At 67.5% G+C, this 18161-nt stretch carries 14 protein-coding genes, 1 tRNA gene and 1 pseudogene; 12 read left to right on the top strand and 4 right to left on the bottom strand.

Annotated features, from left to right (window positions below):
* Positions 1 to 7: 7 nt before the first annotated feature.
* The 4 genes and pseudogenes from yidC to rpmH all read right to left on the bottom strand — a co-directional run bounded on the left by yidC (position 8) and on the right by rpmH (position 2083).
* A complete protein-coding gene (gene yidC / locus ACTWQI_RS06815) occupies positions 8 to 1138 on the bottom strand; it encodes a membrane protein insertase YidC (protein ID WP_443268384.1) in 1131 nt (376 codons plus the stop codon).
* A gap of 3 nt (positions 1139 to 1141) precedes the next feature.
* Complete coding sequence (gene yidD / locus ACTWQI_RS06820; protein WP_443268386.1) at positions 1142 to 1459, bottom strand: membrane protein insertion efficiency factor YidD; 318 nt, start codon at positions 1457 to 1459, stop codon at positions 1142 to 1144.
* Between the two features lie 83 nt (positions 1460 to 1542).
* A pseudogene (gene rnpA / locus ACTWQI_RS06825) lies at positions 1543 to 1920 on the bottom strand (ribonuclease P protein component); the annotation flags it as partial.
* 25 nt (positions 1921 to 1945) lie between these two features.
* Positions 1946 to 2083, bottom strand: coding sequence for a 50S ribosomal protein L34 (gene rpmH, locus ACTWQI_RS06830; protein WP_125638610.1), 138 nt, complete (start codon positions 2081 to 2083; stop codon positions 1946 to 1948).
* A 424-nt stretch (positions 2084 to 2507) separates the two neighbouring features.
* On the opposite strand from rpmH, the gene dnaA reads away from it, so the two are divergent.
* The 12 genes from dnaA (at position 2508) to ACTWQI_RS06890 (ending at position 18160) form a co-directional block, all read left to right on the top strand.
* On the top strand, positions 2508 to 4349 hold the full coding sequence (gene dnaA / locus ACTWQI_RS06835; protein ID WP_443268389.1) for a chromosomal replication initiator protein DnaA: 1842 nt from the start codon (positions 2508 to 2510) through the stop codon (positions 4347 to 4349).
* Between the two features lie 853 nt (positions 4350 to 5202).
* Positions 5203 to 6333 carry a DNA polymerase III subunit beta gene (gene dnaN / locus ACTWQI_RS06840; RefSeq protein ID WP_443268391.1) on the top strand — a complete coding sequence of 377 codons (1131 nt, stop codon included), beginning with the start codon at positions 5203 to 5205 and terminating at the stop codon, positions 6331 to 6333.
* 155 nt (positions 6334 to 6488) lie between these two features.
* Positions 6489 to 7364 (top strand): phosphogluconate dehydrogenase (NAD(+)-dependent, decarboxylating), encoded by an 876-nt coding sequence (gene gnd / locus ACTWQI_RS06845; RefSeq protein WP_443268392.1) that lies wholly within the window; start codon positions 6489 to 6491, stop codon positions 7362 to 7364.
* A gap of 60 nt (positions 7365 to 7424) precedes the next feature.
* Positions 7425 to 8636, top strand: coding sequence for a DNA replication/repair protein RecF (gene recF / locus ACTWQI_RS06850; protein ID WP_443268394.1), 1212 nt, complete (start codon positions 7425 to 7427; stop codon positions 8634 to 8636).
* Positions 8633 to 9166 carry a DUF721 domain-containing protein gene (locus ACTWQI_RS06855; protein ID WP_443268396.1) on the top strand — a complete coding sequence of 178 codons (534 nt, stop codon included), beginning with the start codon at positions 8633 to 8635 and terminating at the stop codon, positions 9164 to 9166. Before recF ends, ACTWQI_RS06855 begins: the two co-directional genes overlap by 4 nt.
* Positions 9167 to 9530: 364 nt before the next feature.
* Positions 9531 to 11549, top strand: a complete 2019-nt coding sequence (gene gyrB / locus ACTWQI_RS06860) for a DNA topoisomerase (ATP-hydrolyzing) subunit B (protein ID WP_443268398.1) — start codon at positions 9531 to 9533, stop codon at positions 11547 to 11549.
* Between the two features lie 65 nt (positions 11550 to 11614).
* A complete protein-coding gene (gene gyrA, locus ACTWQI_RS06865; RefSeq protein ID WP_443268400.1) occupies positions 11615 to 14242 on the top strand; it encodes a DNA gyrase subunit A in 2628 nt (875 codons plus the stop codon).
* A 171-nt stretch (positions 14243 to 14413) separates the two neighbouring features.
* The gene (locus ACTWQI_RS06870; RefSeq protein WP_443268402.1) at positions 14414 to 14959 is read left to right on the top strand and encodes a DUF3566 domain-containing protein; all 546 of its coding nucleotides are present in this window, start codon (positions 14414 to 14416) and stop codon (positions 14957 to 14959) included.
* 71 nt (positions 14960 to 15030) lie between these two features.
* Positions 15031 to 15107 (top strand) — tRNA-Ile (locus tag ACTWQI_RS06875).
* Positions 15108 to 15403: 296 nt separating this feature from the next.
* Entirely contained in the window at positions 15404 to 15817 is a 414-nt protein-coding gene (locus ACTWQI_RS06880; protein WP_443268403.1) for a hypothetical protein, read from the top strand.
* A gap of 359 nt (positions 15818 to 16176) precedes the next feature.
* Entirely contained in the window at positions 16177 to 16311 is a 135-nt protein-coding gene (locus tag ACTWQI_RS06885; RefSeq protein ID WP_208809277.1) for a DLW-39 family protein, read from the top strand.
* Positions 16312 to 16663: 352 nt separating this feature from the next.
* Positions 16664 to 18160: a hypothetical protein gene (locus ACTWQI_RS06890; protein WP_443268405.1), complete on the top strand. Its 1497-nt coding sequence runs from the start codon at positions 16664 to 16666 to the stop codon at positions 18158 to 18160.
* Position 18161: the final 1 nt, after the last annotated feature.

Raw genomic sequence — 18161 nt, forward strand, 5'->3', positions numbered from 1 at the left:
GGCCTCCTTACTTCTTGGACGGGTGCTTGGGCCGCTGTTGGCCCTTGCGCTGTCCGGACTTGGCATTACGGGGGGAGCCGTCGGCCTGCTTCGACTTGGCGCCCTGCGGCTGCTGCGACTGCTGCTGCTTATCCAGCGAGGGCTTCTCATCCTCGCTCGCCGCAGCCGAGGACGCGTGCGGGGTGTCCTTGGCCTGACGGGCCGCACCACTCGTCTGGCGCTTGGCCTTGCTCTGCCGCTTCGGCTGGTGCCGAGCGGCCCGGGCAGCCTCCACCGCCTGCTTGGCCTCGATCTCCTCCGGAGTCTCCTTCAGCTTGCCCTTGGCGCGCAGACGCTCCTGGCGCTGCTTGTAGGCAAGACTGCCGGGGGTCGGGTTCCGCTGAATCACGTACATCTGCTGGCCCATGGTCCACACGTTGGTGGTCAGCCAGTAGACGAGGACACCGACCGGGAAGTTGATCCCGAAGACCGCGAAGATGATCGGGAAGACGTACATCAGCATCTTCTGCTGCTGCATGAACGGTGTCTTCACCGTGAGATCGACGTTCTTCGTCATCAGCTGGCGCTGCGTGTAGAACTGCGACAGCGACATCAGCACGATCATGATGACGGTGACCACGCGGACATCGGTCAGGGACGCGTTGAGCGCCTCGATCTTGCCCGCGCTGTCCATGAACTTCGACGCGATCGGAGCACCGAAGATGTGCGCCTGCCGCGCGCTGCCGACCAGGTCCTTGTCCATCACACCGACCGCGTCATTGTTCGCGATCTTGTTCAGCACCTGGTAGAGCGCAAGGAAGAAGGGCGACTGCGCCAGAATCGGGAGGCAGCTCGAGAGCGGGTTGGTACCCGTCTCCCGATAGAGCTTCATCATCTCCTCGGACTGGCGCTGCTTGTCGTTCTTGTAGCGCTCCTGGATCGCCTTCATCTTCGGCTGGAGCGCCTGCATGTTCCGCGTCGCCTTGATCTGCTTCACAAACAGCGGGATCAGACAGATACGGATCAGCACCACCAGGGAAACGATGGACAGACCCCAGGCCAAACCACCGTCCTTGTCGAAGACAAGGCCGTACAGCGAGTGGAACTGGACGATGATCCAGGAAACTGCGTTATAGAGAGGGCCGAGGACCGTGTCCACGAATCAGGCTCCTTGGGCGTTGGGCTGAGTCTCGGGCTGTCCCGCCGGCGCTGCGGCGGAGCTAGTACTCCACCGGCTCCGCAGCCGTTGGTGCCAGACTGGATGCTTTCGGGGAGGGACGTGGTCGACGCCGCCGCGTGACCACGGGTTGCAGCGAAGAATCCGCCAAGCGGTCAATGCCGTCCCTTTCACCGCACCGTGCACGTCTATGGCCTGGTAGCCGTAGTGCGAGCACGACGGGTAGTACTTGCAGACCGGCCCGAGCAGCGGGCTGACGGTCCACTGGTACAGCTTGATCAACCACAGCAGTGGATACTTCATCGCGGCGTCCTCCCCTGGGCTTTCCCCCGTTGCTGCTCTCCCGGACCACGTCCGGAAGACCCCAGGGGGTTCCCCGGGGTGTCCCCACCCAGGAGACGCTGCAGCGCGGCATCCAGGTCGCGGGCCAGCTGATCATGGTCCGCCTCGCCGGCACCGGGCAGCGCCCGTACGACAACCAGGCTACCCGGGGACAGCAGAGCCAGCCGATCGCGCATGAGATGGCGGAGCCTCCGCTTCACCAGATTGCGGACGACCGCACCACCGACGGCCTTGCTGACGACGAAACCCGCACGTGCCGGGGGAGCGGTCTCCCCAGACGCATGCGGGTCTGTGCTCCCGTGATCACGAGAGGATGCGCTGCGAAGGTGGACGACGAGGAGCGGGCGCCCGGCCCTGCGTCCCCGGCGTACCGCGGCCGCAAAGTCCTCGCGCCGCCTCATCCGATTCTCGGTAGGCAGCACGACATGGACCTTGAGGTCAGGCTGCTCAGGCCGACAGGCGTGCGCGACCCTTGCCACGGCGGGCGGCCAGGATCGCACGACCGGCGCGGGTGCGCATACGCAGCCGGAAGCCGTGGGTCTTCGCGCGACGACGGTTGTTCGGCTGGAAGGTGCGCTTGCTCACTCGGGGGCTCCAGAAATGACTCGTGTAGTGGCGGGACATCGCCTGGCTGTCACCGTGCGCCCACGAGTAGCTCGCAATACGCCCGAGTGCACCGCTTCAATGATCACGGATGGTGATCGTTGCCCATCGGAGGCAGGCGGCAGCAGCCATCGACAACTCGACCTGGTTACGGTACGCGCGGCCAGGTCATCCGGTCAAACCGGAGGAGTCACGGTCACCACGGCAACGGCCCGGAGCCTGGCCGCCACCGGAGCCACCCGTCGTGGCACATTTGTACACACCCTGTGGACAACGACTTGAACCACGCACGTCGCCCTGACTACCGTGGCTGAACTCCGAATGCTTCCCGCCCGTCCCGAGAACCACACATTCGTGGGACCTTAGGGGCGCCACCCCCCACCCAGCGAGTGAGAGAGCGTGCCCTGTGGCTGACGTACCTGCCGATCTTGTCGCAGTGTGGCCACGGGTCCTCGACCAGCTGCTCGGGGAAGGCCAGGGCATCGAAGCCAAGGATCAGCGCTGGCTCAAGGACTGCCAACCCCTGGTTCTCGTCGCCGGCACCGCTGTGCTCAGCGTCCCCAACGAGTACGCCAAAGGCGTCCTGGAAGGCCGCCTCTCCCCACTGATCAGCGATGCGCTCAGCCGGGAGTGCAATCAGCCCATCCGCCTGGCGATCACCGTGAGCGCGGTCGAACCGGAGCCCCGGCGCCCGGAGCCCGCCCGCGAGCTGGATCATGACCGGAACCCGGACCCGGACCGGGACCGGGAGCGCGACACGTACGACGGCTTCGACGGATACGAGACCTACAGGCGCTCCACGGACGCGCTGCCGACCGCCCGTCCCGCATATCCCGAGTACCAGCAGAGCCGCCCGGAACCGAGCACATGGGCCCGCACGCCCACCGGCGGCATGACCGGCCCCGGCCCGGGTCCACGCGATGACTACAGCTGGCAGCAGCAACGGCTCGGCGGCTTCCCCGAGCACGATCGGTACCCCGCTTCCCGCGGCGGACCGCAGCAGGACCGCCCTCAGCACTTCGAAGAACCGCAGCGGGCTCCGGCCTCCCAGGCCGACTTCCGGCCCCCCGCCGGCGACCACCTGCCCTACCAACAGCAGCGCCGTGACCTCCCCGAGCAGACCCCTGGCCGCTCCCACCCCGGTCCGCCCGCCCCCAGCGGCGCCCCCGGTCCCCTCGCCGCCCAGCCAGCACCCGCCCCCGGCCCGGGCGAGCCGACCGCACGCCTCAACCCGAAGTACCTCTTCGACACCTTCGTCATCGGGGCGTCGAACCGCTTCGCGCACGCCGCGGCCGTCGCCGTCGCCGAGGCACCGGCCAAGGCCTACAACCCGCTGTTCATCTACGGCGAGTCGGGCCTCGGGAAGACCCACCTGCTGCACGCGATCGGGCACTACGCGCGGAGCCTGTATCCGGGAACGCGCGTGCGCTATGTGAGCTCAGAGGAGTTCACCAACGAGTTCATCAATTCCATCCGCGACGGCAAGGCGGACGCGTTCCGCAAGCGCTACCGCGACATGGACATCCTCCTCGTGGACGACATCCAGTTCCTCGCCAGCAAGGAGTCGACCCAGGAGGAGTTCTTCCACACCTTCAATACGCTCCACAACGCCAACAAGCAGATCGTGCTGTCCTCCGACCGGCCGCCCAAGCAGCTGGTGACCTTGGAGGACAGGCTGCGCAACCGCTTCGAGTGGGGCCTGATCACCGACGTCCAGCCACCCGAGCTGGAGACCCGGATCGCGATCCTCCGCAAGAAGGCCGTGCAGGAGCAGCTCAACGCACCGCCGGAGGTGCTGGAGTTCATCGCCTCGCGAATCTCCCGCAACATCCGCGAGCTGGAAGGCGCACTGATCCGGGTCACAGCCTTTGCGAGCCTCAATCGGCAGCCCGTGGATCTCGGGCTCACCGAGATCGTGCTCAAGGACCTCATCCCGGGCGGCGAGGACGCGGCGCCGGAGATCACCGCGACGGCCATCATGGCCGAGACGGCACAGTACTTCGGGCTGACCGTCGACGACCTGTGCGGATCGTCGCGCAGCCGAGTGCTGGTGACAGCACGGCAGATCGCCATGTACCTGTGCCGGGAGCTCACGGACCTGTCGCTGCCGAAGATCGGCGCACAGTTCGGCGGGCGCGACCATACGACGGTGATGCACGCGGACCGCAAGATCCGCGCGTTGATGGCCGAGCGGCGCTCCATCTACAACCAGGTCACCGAGCTCACGAACCGCATCAAGAACGGCTGACACGAGTCCGCACGGTCGTACTGGACCCGCCAGAGGGCGCCCCGGAGAGACACCTCCCGGGGCGCCCTTCGTCATCGCGCGGCGACGGGTGTTCGAATCCGCAGCGAGGCTGCTGCCTTCTCCACAGTTCGGCCGCCGCCTCGCCGTCCACACCCTGGGGACTGTCAAGTTGTCCAGATGATGTCCACAGCGGGGCCGGGGGAAAGCATGTCCAGGGAGGTCAGCCGGATGGGGAAATGTGTCCAACCGGCTTCCACAGACTGTGGACGGCCGGTACACCCACAGTGGCCGCGATCCGTTGTCCACTGCCCGCCCACAGGACCAGATCAGTTGTGCACAGCTTCTCCACACCCCTGTCCACTGTTCGGCAACGAGACACTCGTGCTCACCGTGCCGAGTGAAAGCCGTCACACCAACGAGGTTGGTTGGGCTGGGGAGAACGTGGGTAAACCTGGGGACGGCACTGGGGAGAACCGAGCCCGGGCTGTGCACCGGGTGTGCAGAACTTTTCGGTGTCCACAGCGCGACCGGCTTGTCCACGGTGCGCGCCCACAGGGTCGGTGGACAAATTCTCGCTGCTGACCTGCCCTGAAGCGGTTATCCACGGTTTCCACAAGGCCTACTACTACGACCACGTAGATCTACCGGGAAACTCCTCTCGAAACGGGCCCTGTGCACAACCCAGCCCGGGACCGCCCGACACCCCGGACACCGACTTGACCCCGACCGCCACCGACTGTCGGTGGTGTGCGTCAGACTGGTCTCCGGCAACGTTCCCCTGCCGTCGGCGGGAGACCCGTGCCGACGACGAAGGCCAGCAGGGCGAGCCAGCAACAGCAGGAGGCGGCTGACGGTGAAGATCCGGGTGGAGCGCGATGTACTCGCGGAGGCGGTGGCCTGGGCAGCACGTAGCCTTCCGGCCCGTCCGCCGGTGCCCGTCCTCGCGGGCCTGCTTCTGAAGGCGGAGGAGAGCACCCTCAGCCTTTCCGGGTTCGACTACGAGGTCTCGGCCCGGGTCTCGGTCGAGGCGGATGTGGAGGAGGACGGCACCGTCCTGGTCTCCGGCCGGCTCCTCGCCGACATCTGCCGTGCACTTCCCAACAGGCCTGTGGAGATCTCCACCGACGGCGTGCGGGCGACCGTCGTCTGCGGCTCTTCCCGGTTCACACTGCACACCCTCCCTGTGGAGGAGTACCCGGCGCTGCCGCAGATGCCGACCGCCACTGGCACCGTTCCCGGTGAGGTCTTCGCCGCGGCGGCCGCACAGGTTGCCATCGCCGCGGGCCGTGACGACACGCTGCCGGTGCTCACGGGTGTGCGGATCGAGATCGAGAGGGACACGGTCACGCTGGCCGCGACCGACCGCTACCGCTTCGCCGTCCGCGAGTTCCTGTGGAAGCCCGAGACGCCGGATGTCTCCGCCGTCGCCCTGGTGCCCGCCAAGACGCTGCTCGACACCGCCAAGTCGCTGACCAACGGTGACACCGTCAGCATCGCTCTGGCGGGCTCGGGCGCGGGTGAGGGCCTGATCGGCTTCGAGGGTGCGGGGCGCCGGACGACGACGCGGCTGCTCGAGGGCGACCTGCCCAAGTACCGCACGCTCTTCCCCACCGAGTTCAACTCGGTCGCCGTGATCGAGACGGCTCCGTTCGTCGACGCGGTGAAGCGTGTCGCGCTCGTCGCGGAGCGGAACACCCCTGTGCGGCTGAGTTTCGAGCAGGGCGTCCTTATCCTCGAGGCCGGGTCGAGCGACGATGCACAGGCTGTGGAGAGGGTGGACGCCCAGCTCGAGGGCGACGACATCTCGATCGCCTTCAACCCGGGATTCCTGCTGGAGGGCCTGAGTGCGATCGACTCTCCGGTCGCCCAGCTTTCCTTCACGACCTCCACCAAGCCCGCGTTGCTGAGTGGCAAGCCGGCCCTGGATGCCGAGGCGGACGAGGCGTACAAGTACCTGATCATGCCCGTGCGGCTGAGCGGCTGAGCGGTCGGAGTCCGCAGATGGGCGTCCGGGGGCACACTTCCCTCTGCCTCCGGTAGGGCACCCCCGCGGGTGGAAGGCACCGGGGAGCACGGGCGTAGGCTCGACGACAGGCACCAACGCCGCTATTACGTCTCATACGTCACAAAGGATCACTGATGGAGCTCGGTCTCGTCGGCCTCGGCAAGATGGGCGGCAATATGCGCGACCGCATCCGCCACGCAGGTCACACCGTGATCGGTTACGACCGCAACCCGGATCTCGCCGATGTCCACAGCCTTGACGAGCTGGTGGGCAAGCTCAAAGGGCCGCGCGTCGTCTGGGTCATGGTCCCCGCCGGTATCGCCACTCAGACGACCATCGATGAACTGGCCGAGCTCCTGTCGCCGGGTGATGTCGTAGTGGACGGCGGCAACTCCCGCTGGACCGATGACGAGCGGCACGCCGAGCAGCTGAACGCCAAGGGCATCGGTTTCGTCGACTGCGGTGTCTCAGGTGGCGTCTGGGGTCTGGAGAACGGCTATGCGCTGATGTACGGCGGTGCCGCCGAGCACGTCGCGAAGGTCCAGCCGATCTTCGACGCGCTCAAGCCGGAGGGCGACTTCGGGTCCGTGCACGCCGGCAAGGTCGGGGCGGGCCACTTCGCGAAGATGGTCCACAACGGCATCGAGTACGCGATGATGCAGGCCTACGCCGAGGGCTGGGAGCTTCTCGAGGCCGTCGACTCCGTCACCGACGTACGCGAGGTCTTCCGCAGCTGGCAGGAGGGCACCGTCATCCGCTCCTGGCTGCTGGACCTGGCCGTCAAGGCGCTCGATGACGACGAGCACCTGGAGAAGCTGCGCGGCTACGCACAGGACTCGGGCGAGGGCCGCTGGACGGTGGAGGCGGCGATCGATCACGCCGTACCGCTGCCCGCGATCACCGCCTCGCTCTTCGCACGTTTCTCCTCTCGCCAGGAGGACTCCCCGCAGATGAAGATGGTCGCCGCGCTCCGCAACCAGTTCGGTGGCCACGCGGTCGAGCAGACATAACAGCGACGCAGAGCAGCAAGAGCACCGAGGGAGGGCCGGCGGCGCAGGCCGCAGCGCGCAATGCACGTATCGCATCTTTCGCTCGCCGACTTCCGCTCGTACGCCGGGGTCGAGGTCCCGCTCGGCCCGGGCGTCTCGGCTTTTGTGGGTCCCAACGGGCAGGGGAAGACGAATCTGGTCGAGGCCGTGGGCTATCTCGCCACCCTTGGCAGCCACCGGGTCTCCTCCGACGCGCCGTTGGTGCGCATCGGCGCCGATCGTGCGGTGATACGGGCGGTGGTCGTCCAGGGTGAGCGGCAGCAGCTCGTCGAGCTGGAGCTCAACCCGGGGCGGGCGAACCGCGCTCGTATCAATCGTTCCTCGCAGGCAAGGCCGCGCGACGTGCTGGGCATCGTGCGTACCGTGCTCTTCGCGCCGGAGGACCTCGCCCTGGTGAAGGGCGACCCCGGTGAGCGCCGCCGCTTTCTCGATGAGCTGATCACGGCCCGCTTCCCGCGTATGGCGGGCGTGCGGTCCGACTACGACCGCGTGCTCAAGCAGCGCAACACCCTCCTCAAGAGCGCGGCGATGGCCCGTCGGCACGGCGGTCGCTCGGGGGCGGATCTGTCCACCCTCGACGTCTGGGATCAGCACCTCGCGCGTGCGGGCGCCGAGCTGCTGGTCCAGCGCCTGGACTTGATCGCCGCGCTGCAGCCGCTCACGGACAAGGCGTACGAGCAGTTGGCGCCGGGCGGTGGTCCGGTGGCACTCGACTATCGCGGCTCGGTGGGCGAGGAACTCGCCGACGCGGGCGGCCGGGAGGAGCTGTACGCGCTGCTGCTGGGTGCGCTGGGCTCGGCGCGCAAGCAGGAGATCGAGCGCGGGGTGACGCTCGTGGGTCCGCACCGGGACGATCTGGTCCTGCAGCTCGGCCGGCTGCCGGCGAAGGGGTACGCCAGCCACGGCGAGTCCTGGTCGTATGCGCTGGCGCTGCGCCTGGCCTCGTACGACTTGCTCCGTGCCGAGGGTCCCATGGGGCGCGGGGAGCCTGCTTTTGAGGCGGGTGGCGGGCCCGGGACGGCGCGGGTGGAAGGCGGGGGGAGGCCGGGTGAGCCGGTGCTCGTGCTGGATGATGTCTTCGCCGAGCTGGACGAGCGGCGGCGGGAGCGGCTGGCCGAGCTGGTCGCGCCGGCCGAGCAGGTACTGGTGACGGCGGCGGTGGACGACGATGTGCCCGGGGTACTGGCCGGGACCCGGTTCACCGTGGCCGACGGTGCGGTGGAGCGGGTATGACCGAGCAGGCCCCTGGGTCCCGTGAGCAGCCCGAGCCCTCGGGCGTGGATCTGGCGCGGGTCGCGCTGCGCGCGGCGAAGGAGCAGGCGCGCGCCCGTGGCGCCGCCGCGCAGCAGAAGAAGCAGGCGCGGCGTGGCGGGTTGCGGTCCGGGGCGCGAGCGGACGGCCGGGATCCGCTGCCGCTGGGGGCGGCGATCAGCCGGTTGATCACCGAGCGGGGCTGGGAGACGCCGGCGGCGGTGGGTGGGGTGATGGGCCGCTGGCCGCAGATCGTGGGTCCGGAGGTGGCGCAGCACTGCGAGCCGCAGCGGTACGACGAGGATGCGCGGGTGCTGACCGTGCAGTGCGATTCGACAGCCTGGGCCACGCAGCTTCGACTCCTCGCGCCGCAGCTTGTCGCGCGGCTCAATGCCGATCTCGGCCAGGGGACCGTGAAGTTGATCAAAGTGCTGGGGCCGGGCGGGCCGCAGCAGCGCTTCGGGCCGCTGCGTGCCCCGGGCAGCCGGGGTCCTGGCGATACCTATGGGTGAGTGGACCCGGGTGCTACCGGGCCGTGGTGTGATATCGGCAACTTCCGGACACGGAGGGGTTGGATCAGGCCGCGCGGAGATGTGGAGGTACCGCGCGAAGGCCGCATTCTCCGGGGTGTCCCTCACTGTAGTGGAGGGTTGACACACGGAAGCGCTGGACGCCGCTGTGAGCCTCTTGGAGCCCGGGGCCGAATATGGGGAGTCGGCGCATGGCGGTTCAGGGCGGCACATGCGGACTCAGGCGCCCGCAAACCCCCATTCATGTCGGCGGTACCGGTAGACTAGGGGCAATCCCGCCCAGCTGGCGGGACACGTCGACCAGCACCGAACGACGCAGCCGCTCCCGCATGCCCGGAGACGGCTTGTGCTGTGCCAGAAAGGGCGCTTCGTGGCCGATTCCGGCAACCTCAACGAGAACAACACCGCTGCCACCCCCGAGAAGCCGTTGTACGACGCGAGCGCGATCACGGTCCTCGAGGGGCTGGACGCAGTCCGTAAGCGACCCGGCATGTACATCGGGTCGACCGGTGAGCGGGGCCTGCACCACCTTGTGTACGAGGTCGTCGACAACTCCGTCGACGAGGCCCTGGCCGGGCATGCCGACACCATCGACGTCACGATCCTGCCCGACGGTGGGGTCCGCGTTGTGGACAACGGCCGGGGGATCCCGGTGGACATCGTTCCTTCCGAGGGGAAGCCGGCCGTGGAGGTCGTGCTGACCGTCCTGCACGCGGGCGGCAAGTTCGGGGGCGGCGGTTACGCCGTCTCCGGCGGTCTGCACGGTGTCGGTGTCTCGGTGGTCAACGCGCTGTCGAGCAAGGTGTCGGTCGATGTCCGGCGGGATGGTCACCGGTGGACGCAGGACTACAAGCTCGGTGTGCCGACGGCGCCGCTGGCGAAGAACGAGGCGGTCGACAGCACGGGGACATCCGTCACGTTCTGGTCGGATTCCGACATCTTCGAGACGACTGAGTACTCCTTCGAGACGCTGTCGCGGCGCTTCCAGGAGATGGCGTTCCTCAACAAGGGCCTGACCATCTCGTTGACGGACGAGCGCCCGGACCACGTCGACGAGGACGGCAGGCCGCTCTCGGTCCGGTACTTCTACGAGGGCGGCATCGTCGACTTCGTGAAGTACCTGAACTCCCGCAAGGGCGATCTGGTCCATCCTTCGGTGATCTCCATCGATGCCGAGGACACTGAGCGGATGCTCTCGCTGGAGATCGCGATGCAGTGGAACTCGCAGTACAGCGAGGGTGTTTACAGCTTCGCGAACACCATCCACACCCATGAGGGCGGCACTCATGAGGAGGGCTTCCGCGCCGCGCTGACGGGTCTGATCAACCGCTACGCGCGGGACAAGAAGCTGCTGCGGGAGAAGGACGACAACCTCACGGGCGAGGATATCCGCGAGGGTCTGACCGCGATCATCTCGATCAAGCTGGGCGAGCCGCAGTTCGAGGGCCAGACGAAGACGAAGCTGGGCAACACGGAAGCGAAGACCTTCGTCCAGAAGATCGTCCACGAGCATCTGACCGACTGGCTGGACCGTAATCCCAACGAGGCCGCGGACATCATCCGTAAGGGGATCCAGGCGGCCACGGCCCGTGTGGCGGCCCGCAAGGCGCGCGATCTGACCCGCCGGAAGGGTCTGCTGGAGAGCGCCTCGCTGCCGGGCAAGCTGAGCGACTGCCAGTCGAACGACCCGACCAAGTGCGAGATCTTCATCGTCGAGGGTGACTCTGCGGGCGGCTCGGCGAAGTCCGGCCGCAACCCGGAGTACCAGGCGATCCTGCCGATCCGGGGCAAGATCTTGAACGTCGAGAAGGCGCGCGTCGACAAGATCCTCCAGAACAACGAGGTCCAGGCGTTGATCTCGGCCTTCGGAACCGGCGTCCACGAGGACTTCGAGATCTCCAGGCTCCGCTACCACAAGATCATTCTCATGGCGGACGCGGATGTCGACGGCCAGCACATCAACACCCTGCTGCTGACGTTCCTCTTCCGCTTCATGCGGCCGTTGGTCGAGGCAGGGCACGTCTACCTCTCCCGCCCGCCGCTCTACAAGATCAAGTGGGGCCGGGACGACTTCGAGTACGCGTACTCGGACCGGGAACGTGACGCCCTGATCGAGCTGGGGCGGCAGAACGGCAAGCGGATCAGGGACGACTCCGTCCAGCGCTTCAAGGGTCTGGGCGAGATGAACGCCGAGGAGCTGCGGGTCACCACCATGGACGTCGACCACCGCGTCCTCGGCCAGGTGTCCCTGGACGACGCGGCCCAGGCCGACGACCTGTTCTCGGTGCTGATGGGCGAGGACGTCGAGGCGCGCCGCTCGTTCATCCAGCGCAACGCCAAGGACGTCCGCTTCCTCGACATCTGAGTCGGCCTGCACCTCCCGGCCTGCGCCAGGCACGGGCCCGAACCTCGAAAGGACGTTGACCAGCAATGGCCGACGACATTCCTACTCCTGACATCCCCGAGACCACCGTCACGCCCGAGGGCACGCCTGCGACCGTCGAGGGCGTGGGCATGCGCGTCGAGCCCGTCGGTCTCGAGACCGAGATGCAGCGCAGCTACCTCGACTACGCGATGTCCGTCATCGTGTCGCGTGCGCTGCCCGACGTCCGTGACGGTCTCAAGCCGGTGCACCGCCGTGTGCTGTACGCGATGTACGACGGCGGCTACCGGCCTGATCGCGGCTTTTACAAGTGCGCCCGCGTCGTTGGCGACGTCATGGGTACGTACCACCCGCACGGCGACACCTCGATCTACGACGCCCTGGTGCGCCTGGCCCAGCCCTGGTCCATGCGCATGCCGCTGGTGGACTCCAACGGCAACTTTGGTTCGCCGGGCAACGACCCGGCGGCCGCCATGCGGTACACCGAGTGCAAGATGGCTCCGCTGTCCATGGAGATGCTCCGGGACATCGACGAGGAGACCGTCGACTTCCAGGACAACTACGACGGCCGGAACCAGGAGCCGACGGTTCTGCCGTCCCGCTTCCCGAACCTGCTGATCAACGGGTCGGCCGGGATCGCGGTCGGGATGGCCACCAACATCCCTCCGCACAACCTGCGGGAGGTGGCGGCGGGTGCGCAGTGGGCGCTGGAGCACCCGGACGCCTCGCACGAGGAGCTGCTGGACGCGCTCGTCGAGCGGATCAAGGGGCCGGACTTCCCGTCCGGAGCGCTGGTCGTGGGCCGCAAGGGCATCGAGGAGGCGTACCGCACCGGGCGCGGCTCGATCACCATGCGCGCGGTGGTGGAGGTCGAGGAGATCCAGGGCCGGCAGTGCCTGGTGGTCACCGAGCTGCCGTACCAGGTGAATCCGGACAACCTGGCGCAGAAGATCGCCGACCTGGTGAAGGACGGCAGGATCGGCGGGATCGCGGACGTCCGCGACGAGACCTCTTCGCGTACCGGTCAGCGCCTGGTCATCGTGCTGAAGCGGGACGCCGTCGCGAAGGTCGTCCTGAACAACCTCTACAAGCACACCGATCTGCAGACCAACTTCGGTGCCAACATGCTGGCGCTGGTCGACGGGGTGCCGCGCACGCTGTCGCTGGACGCCTTCATCCGGCACTGGGTCACGCACCAGATCGAGGTCATCGTCCGCCGGACCAAGTTCCGGCTGCGCAAGGCCGAGGAGCGGGCGCACATCCTGCGCGGTCTGCTCAAGGCGCTGGACGCCATCGACGAGGTCATCGCGCTGATCCGGCGCAGTGAGACGGTCGAGGTGGCGCGTGGGGGCCTGATGGGCCTGCTGGAGATCGACGAGCTCCAGGCGAACGCGATCCTGGAGATGCAGCTGAGGCGGCTGGCCGCTCTGGAGCGTCAGAAGATCGTCCAGGAGCACGACGATCTGCAGTCGAAGATCAACGAGTACAACGCGATCCTGGCCTCGCCGGAGCGGCAGCGGCAGATCGTCAGCGCGGAGCTGGCGGCGATCGTCGACAAGTACGGCGACGACCGGCGGAGCCAGCTGGTGCCCTTCGACGGCGACATGTCCATGGAGGACCTGATCGCCGAGGAAGACATCGTCGTCACGATCACCCGCGGCGGCTATGTGAAGCGGACGAAGACCGAGGACTACCGCTCGCAGAAGCGCGGCGGCAAGGGCGTGCGGGGCACGAAGCTGAAGCAGGACGACATCGTCGACCACTTCTTCGTCTCCACGACCCACCACTGGCTGCTGTTCTTCACCAACAAGGGACGGGTGTACCGCGCGAAGGCGTACGAGCTGCCGGACGCCGGCCGGGACGCGCGCGGGCAGCATGTGGCGAATCTCCTGGCGTTCCAGCCGGATGAGCAGATCGCCGAGATCCTGGCGGTCCGGGATTACGAGGTGGCCCCGTATCTGGTGCTCGCCACGAAGTCGGGTCTGGTGAAGAAGACCTCGCTGAAGGATTACGACTCGCCGCGCTCGGGCGGGGTGATCGCCATCAACCTGCGGGAGATGGCGGACGGCCGCGAGGACGAGCTGATCGGTGCGGAGCTGGTGTCGGCCGACGACGAGCTGCTGCTCATCAGCAAGAAGGCGCAGTCGATCCGGTTCACGGCCACGGACGAAGCCCTGCGGCCCATGGGGCGCGCTACCTCGGGTGTGAAGGGCATGAGTTTCCGGGAGGGTGACGAACTCCTCTCGATGAATGTCGTTCGGCCCGGTACGTTCGTGTTCACCGCCACCGACGGCGGGTACGCGAAGCGGACGAACGTCGACGAATACCGCATCCAGGGTCGTGGTGGCCTCGGAATCAAGGCCGCCAAGATCGTGGAGGACCGCGGGTCACTGGTCGGCGCTCTGGTGGTCGAGGAGACCGATGAGATCCTCGCCATCACGCTGAGTGGCGGTGTGATCCGGACACGGGTCAATGAGGTCAGGGAGACGGGCCGTGACACCATGGGCGTCCAACTGATCAACCTCAGCAAGCGCGATGCCGTGGTCGGCATCGCCCGGAACGCCGAGGCGGGTCGTGAGGCTGAAGAGGTCGAGGAACTGGCCGACGCAGCCGAAGTGGCCGCTTTGGAGGCGGCCGAGGGCGCACTGTCCGAGGCCGACGAGCACGAGGAGTAAGTCGTGAGTGGAGCCACGGGCGCCGAGTCGGGCGGTCCGGGAGTCGAGGGGCACGCGTCCTCGAGGTCCACGACCGTGACGGAGGGCGCCCGTGGCGCGGCTGCCGGGTCCGCACAGCCACAACCGAACGCGCAGCCCCAGCCTCAGCCTCAAGCGCAGCCTGAGCTGCCAGTGCAGCCCCAGCCGCAGCCTCAGCCACAAGGGCAGCAGCAGTCACAGCCGCAGGCTCAAGGCGGCTACCCGTACCACCCGCCGCAGGCGTACCCGTCCCCTGCGGTCGGTGGGCCGGGCGACGCAGGCCAGCAGGCCGTACGACGGCCGCGAACCGGAGCTCGTACGGTGCCGCGGACACGCAAGGCGCGGCTTCGTGTGGCGAAGGCGGACCCGTGGTCGGTGATGAAGGTCAGCTTTCTGCTCTCCATCGCGCTGGGAATATGCACGATCGTGGCCGTCGCCGTGCTGTGGGTGGTGATGGACGCGATGGGCGTCTTCAGCACCGTCGGCGCGACGATCAGCGAGGCGACGGGGTCGAATGACAGCAACGGTTTCGACCTGCAGTCGTTCCTGTCTCTGCCGCGCGTGCTCATGTTCACCTCGATCATCGCCGTCATCGACGTGGTGCTGGCCACGGCACTCGCCACGCTCGGGGCGTTTATCTACAACCTCTCCGCGGGATTCGTCGGTGGCGTCGAGCTCACCCTGGCAGAGGACGAGTAACGCTGATCAGCGGCCCAGAGGAACCGATTTTGGGACATGGCCGCAGGTGCGCTAACCTTTCGGTGCAGCGCGGGGCTATAGCTCAGACGGTTAGAGCGCTTCCCTGATAAGGAAGAGGCCACAGGTTCAAGTCCTGTTAGCCCCACCAGCTCCCAGACCCCCAACCGATCACGGCTGGGGGTCTTTGACGTCTGCGCGTTACGTCAACCCGATGGCTTTTCGCCCCCCAACAGGCCGCTGAGTGGGCTTCGGTGTTCACTGGTCAGCCGCAGGGCGTTCGTCGTAGCACTCGGCGCCCAGGTGCTGCACCGTGCGGAGCTCGGGGTCCCGGAGTACGTGGCTGTCAGAGGCGACCACTAGGTTAGATCTTGATAGCCGCGACACCCGGGGCACGGGGCTCCGCTGGGATGCGCGGCACACGGGGAGACAAAACACTCTATGACCATGTGTATCACCCGAAACACTGTCAGTGTCCTGCTGGTCGGCGGTATGACCGCCGCCGCCCTGCTCACTGGTCCTGCCGCCTACGCGGCGAAGAAGTTCTACAGCGTTTCGAACAAGGCGCACACCAAGGCAACGCTGGTCGTGGCGGACAAGAAGACCAACCGCCTCTACGACCTCTCCGGCGACTACACCGCCCCCAAGAAGGGCGGCACCTACTACATGCGGAAGATCGTCAAGAAGCCTCACCACAAGGCCAAGCCGTGGGGCGGCTGGAAGAAGGCGAAGTACGTCGGCGAGATCAGCCACGTCTACCGGACCGAGTGGGACTTCGACAAGTCCGTCAAGTTCCCTGACGGCACCAAGATCTACGTCCAGATCAAGGCCCACGGACACACCCCGGCCTTCGCTATCTGACGCGTAACGCAGGGCCCCGCACCAGCCGTTCGGCGGTGCGGGGCTCTGTTTGTCATGCCCCGCAGTATGCGAACTGCCCATCTCCTGACTGCTGTCGGCCTTCTGGCCACCTCCCTTTAAGACAACCTCCCCGTGATTCTTGGGCAGGTAGGTCGACCTTCCTTTACTGCCCGCAGGTGCACCTGAGCCAGGCCCGCAGCGTGCTGGATCGGTGCCGGGGCCGACGGACGGTGATCGGGCGGACGGCCGCCCGCAGTGGTCTGCGAGGTGGGCCGGGCAAAGGTCACCGAACGGTATCGGTCGGTGTGTATAGTCGGGCGCCAGAGGTCCCCTACGTCATAGAAAGACGAGGTCGCGCGGTGAAGAAGCTTCTCCTGGTCGCACTGGCCGCCATCGGCGGGCTCCTCGTGTACCGCCAGATCCAGGCGGATCGCGCCGAGCAGGATCTGTGGACGGAGGCGACCGACTCCGTGCCGTCAGGTTCCGGCGTGTGAGACGAAGAGCTGACAGGCCCCGGCTGCTATGCGGCCGGGGCTTCGTGCTGTCCGGACCGGCTGTTTCGAGGCTGTGACGCGCCCCGCCTTGTCTTTGCGTAAGCGAATCTGTAGCTTGCTTGAGCAAAGTCGAGCTACGGGTCTGCGGGGGCGTCGTCGTCCTCGGCCAGGAGAAGAGCGGGCCACAGCACAACGCGCCCTGGGAGACGGCCGATTTACGGACCTCGGGAGACAACGGGGAGGGCGGGAGTGGAGGATTGCGATTGGCCCGCAGATCGCTGCCGTCGCGGGCGGAAGGGGCGGCACGGGCACTGCGCTCCTGCCCGGCCTCGCGTCGGCGTACGTGGGTGGCGTGGAGGAAGAGCAGGAGCACGACTGCGATGAGGAGTGGCTCGTGGTGACGCGGCGCGGGTGGGGAGGCAGCGGCCTGGCGGCGATGGCGGCGCTGTGCACGATGGCGGCGCTGCCGGGGCAGGCCATGGCCGACGGGCCGGAACGGCTGCCGACGTACCGGACGGCCGAGGGCGCCGAGCGGGTGGAGGGTGCGGCGAGCAGTACCGACGGGCCCCCGCTCAACCCCGGCACGTACACCGACACCATCAAGCAGGGCGAGGAGAAGTACTACAGCGTCAACCTGGATGCCAAGTCCAGTGCTTTCATCTCGGCCGTGGCCGCGCCCAGGCCCGGGACCAACGTCGCGGACTACGGCGACGGACTCAAGGTGACGCTGGAGGACATCCACGGCACCGAGTGCGACACCGGCGGCGACGCGACCTTCGGCGGTGACGGCATGGCGTATCCGATCGCCGACTACGCCTCCCGGATGATCGGCGGGACCGATACGGACTGTCAGACCGAGGGCCCGTATGTCTTCAAGGTGGAACGGAAGGGAGACGTCGCCTCCGCCCCCGGTGCGTGGCCGATCGAGATCCACTACATGTCCGAGCCCGGTCTGAAGGGCGCCGCACCAGCCGAGCCGGGCGAGGGCAGTTGGAGTTCGGCGACGCCCGCGCCGCTCACCAGCCCCACGAAGATGCAGGCCAAGGGCGGCACCGGCTTCAACGACGCGGGGTCGGTCGGCAAGGGTGTCTGGCGAGACACGATCAGGCCGGGTGAGACGCGGTTCTACCGGGTGCCCGTGGACTGGGGTCAGCAGCTCAATGTGAGTGCGCAGCTGCCGAATTCCCCCAACGCGGAGGATCCGTCCACCGGTTTCGTACCCGATGCGCTCGGCCTGACCGCGTACAACCCGGCACGCGGTCTGGTGAAGGGCGACAACTTCACCTCGTACGACGGAGAGCAGGAGTCGGCAGGGCTTTTCACCGCGCCTGCGGACTACGGCAACCGCTTCAGCAGCACGAGCGGGACCAACGCGATGCGCTTCGCCGGCTGGTACTACCTCGCCGTCTCCCTGCACCCCGACATGGCGCAGTTCTTCAAGGATGGGGCCGATCTCACCCTGCGCGTCGACGTCAAGGGCGACCCGCAGCGCGGTCCCGACTACCGCGGAGATGAGGTCCGGGCGGGATTCGGAGTCACCACGAAGGACCAGGACATGGCCGACCATGGCCTGACCGCCGAGGACGCCGCGAGGAGCGACAGGTTGCAGCTCGTCGCGGTCGTGAGTCTCGGGGCCGGGACGGTCCTGCTGCTCGGGCTGGGCGCATGGACGCTCCTGGCCCGGCGGCGCGCACCGGCGGCCGGCGCGCCCGTACACACGGGACAGCCCCGTCAGCCGCAGCCGCAGCCGTACCAACCTCACCAGCCGCCGCACCAGATGCACCAGTCGCCGCAACAGGGCCGGCCGGAGCCGCAGGATCAACGATACGGGCCGCCGGGCGGTTGGTGAG

The sequence above is a fragment of the Streptomyces sp. KR80 genome, assembly GCF_052245555.1.
In the GTDB taxonomy this organism is placed as follows: Bacteria; Actinomycetota; Actinomycetes; order Streptomycetales; family Streptomycetaceae; genus Streptomyces.

Coding starts and splice junctions, on each gene's coding strand:
- yidD (WP_443268386.1), bottom strand. CDS start 1,459: ATGAAGTATCCACTGCTGTGGTTGATCAAGCTGTACCAGTGGACCGTC.
- gnd (WP_443268392.1), top strand. CDS start 6,489: ATGGAGCTCGGTCTCGTCGGCCTCGGCAAGATGGGCGGCAATATGCGC.
- recF (WP_443268394.1), top strand. CDS start 7,425: ATGCACGTATCGCATCTTTCGCTCGCCGACTTCCGCTCGTACGCCGGG.
- ACTWQI_RS06855 (WP_443268396.1), top strand. CDS start 8,633: ATGACCGAGCAGGCCCCTGGGTCCCGTGAGCAGCCCGAGCCCTCGGGC.
- gyrA (WP_443268400.1), top strand. CDS start 11,615: ATGGCCGACGACATTCCTACTCCTGACATCCCCGAGACCACCGTCACG.
- ACTWQI_RS06880 (WP_443268403.1), top strand. CDS start 15,404: ATGTGTATCACCCGAAACACTGTCAGTGTCCTGCTGGTCGGCGGTATG.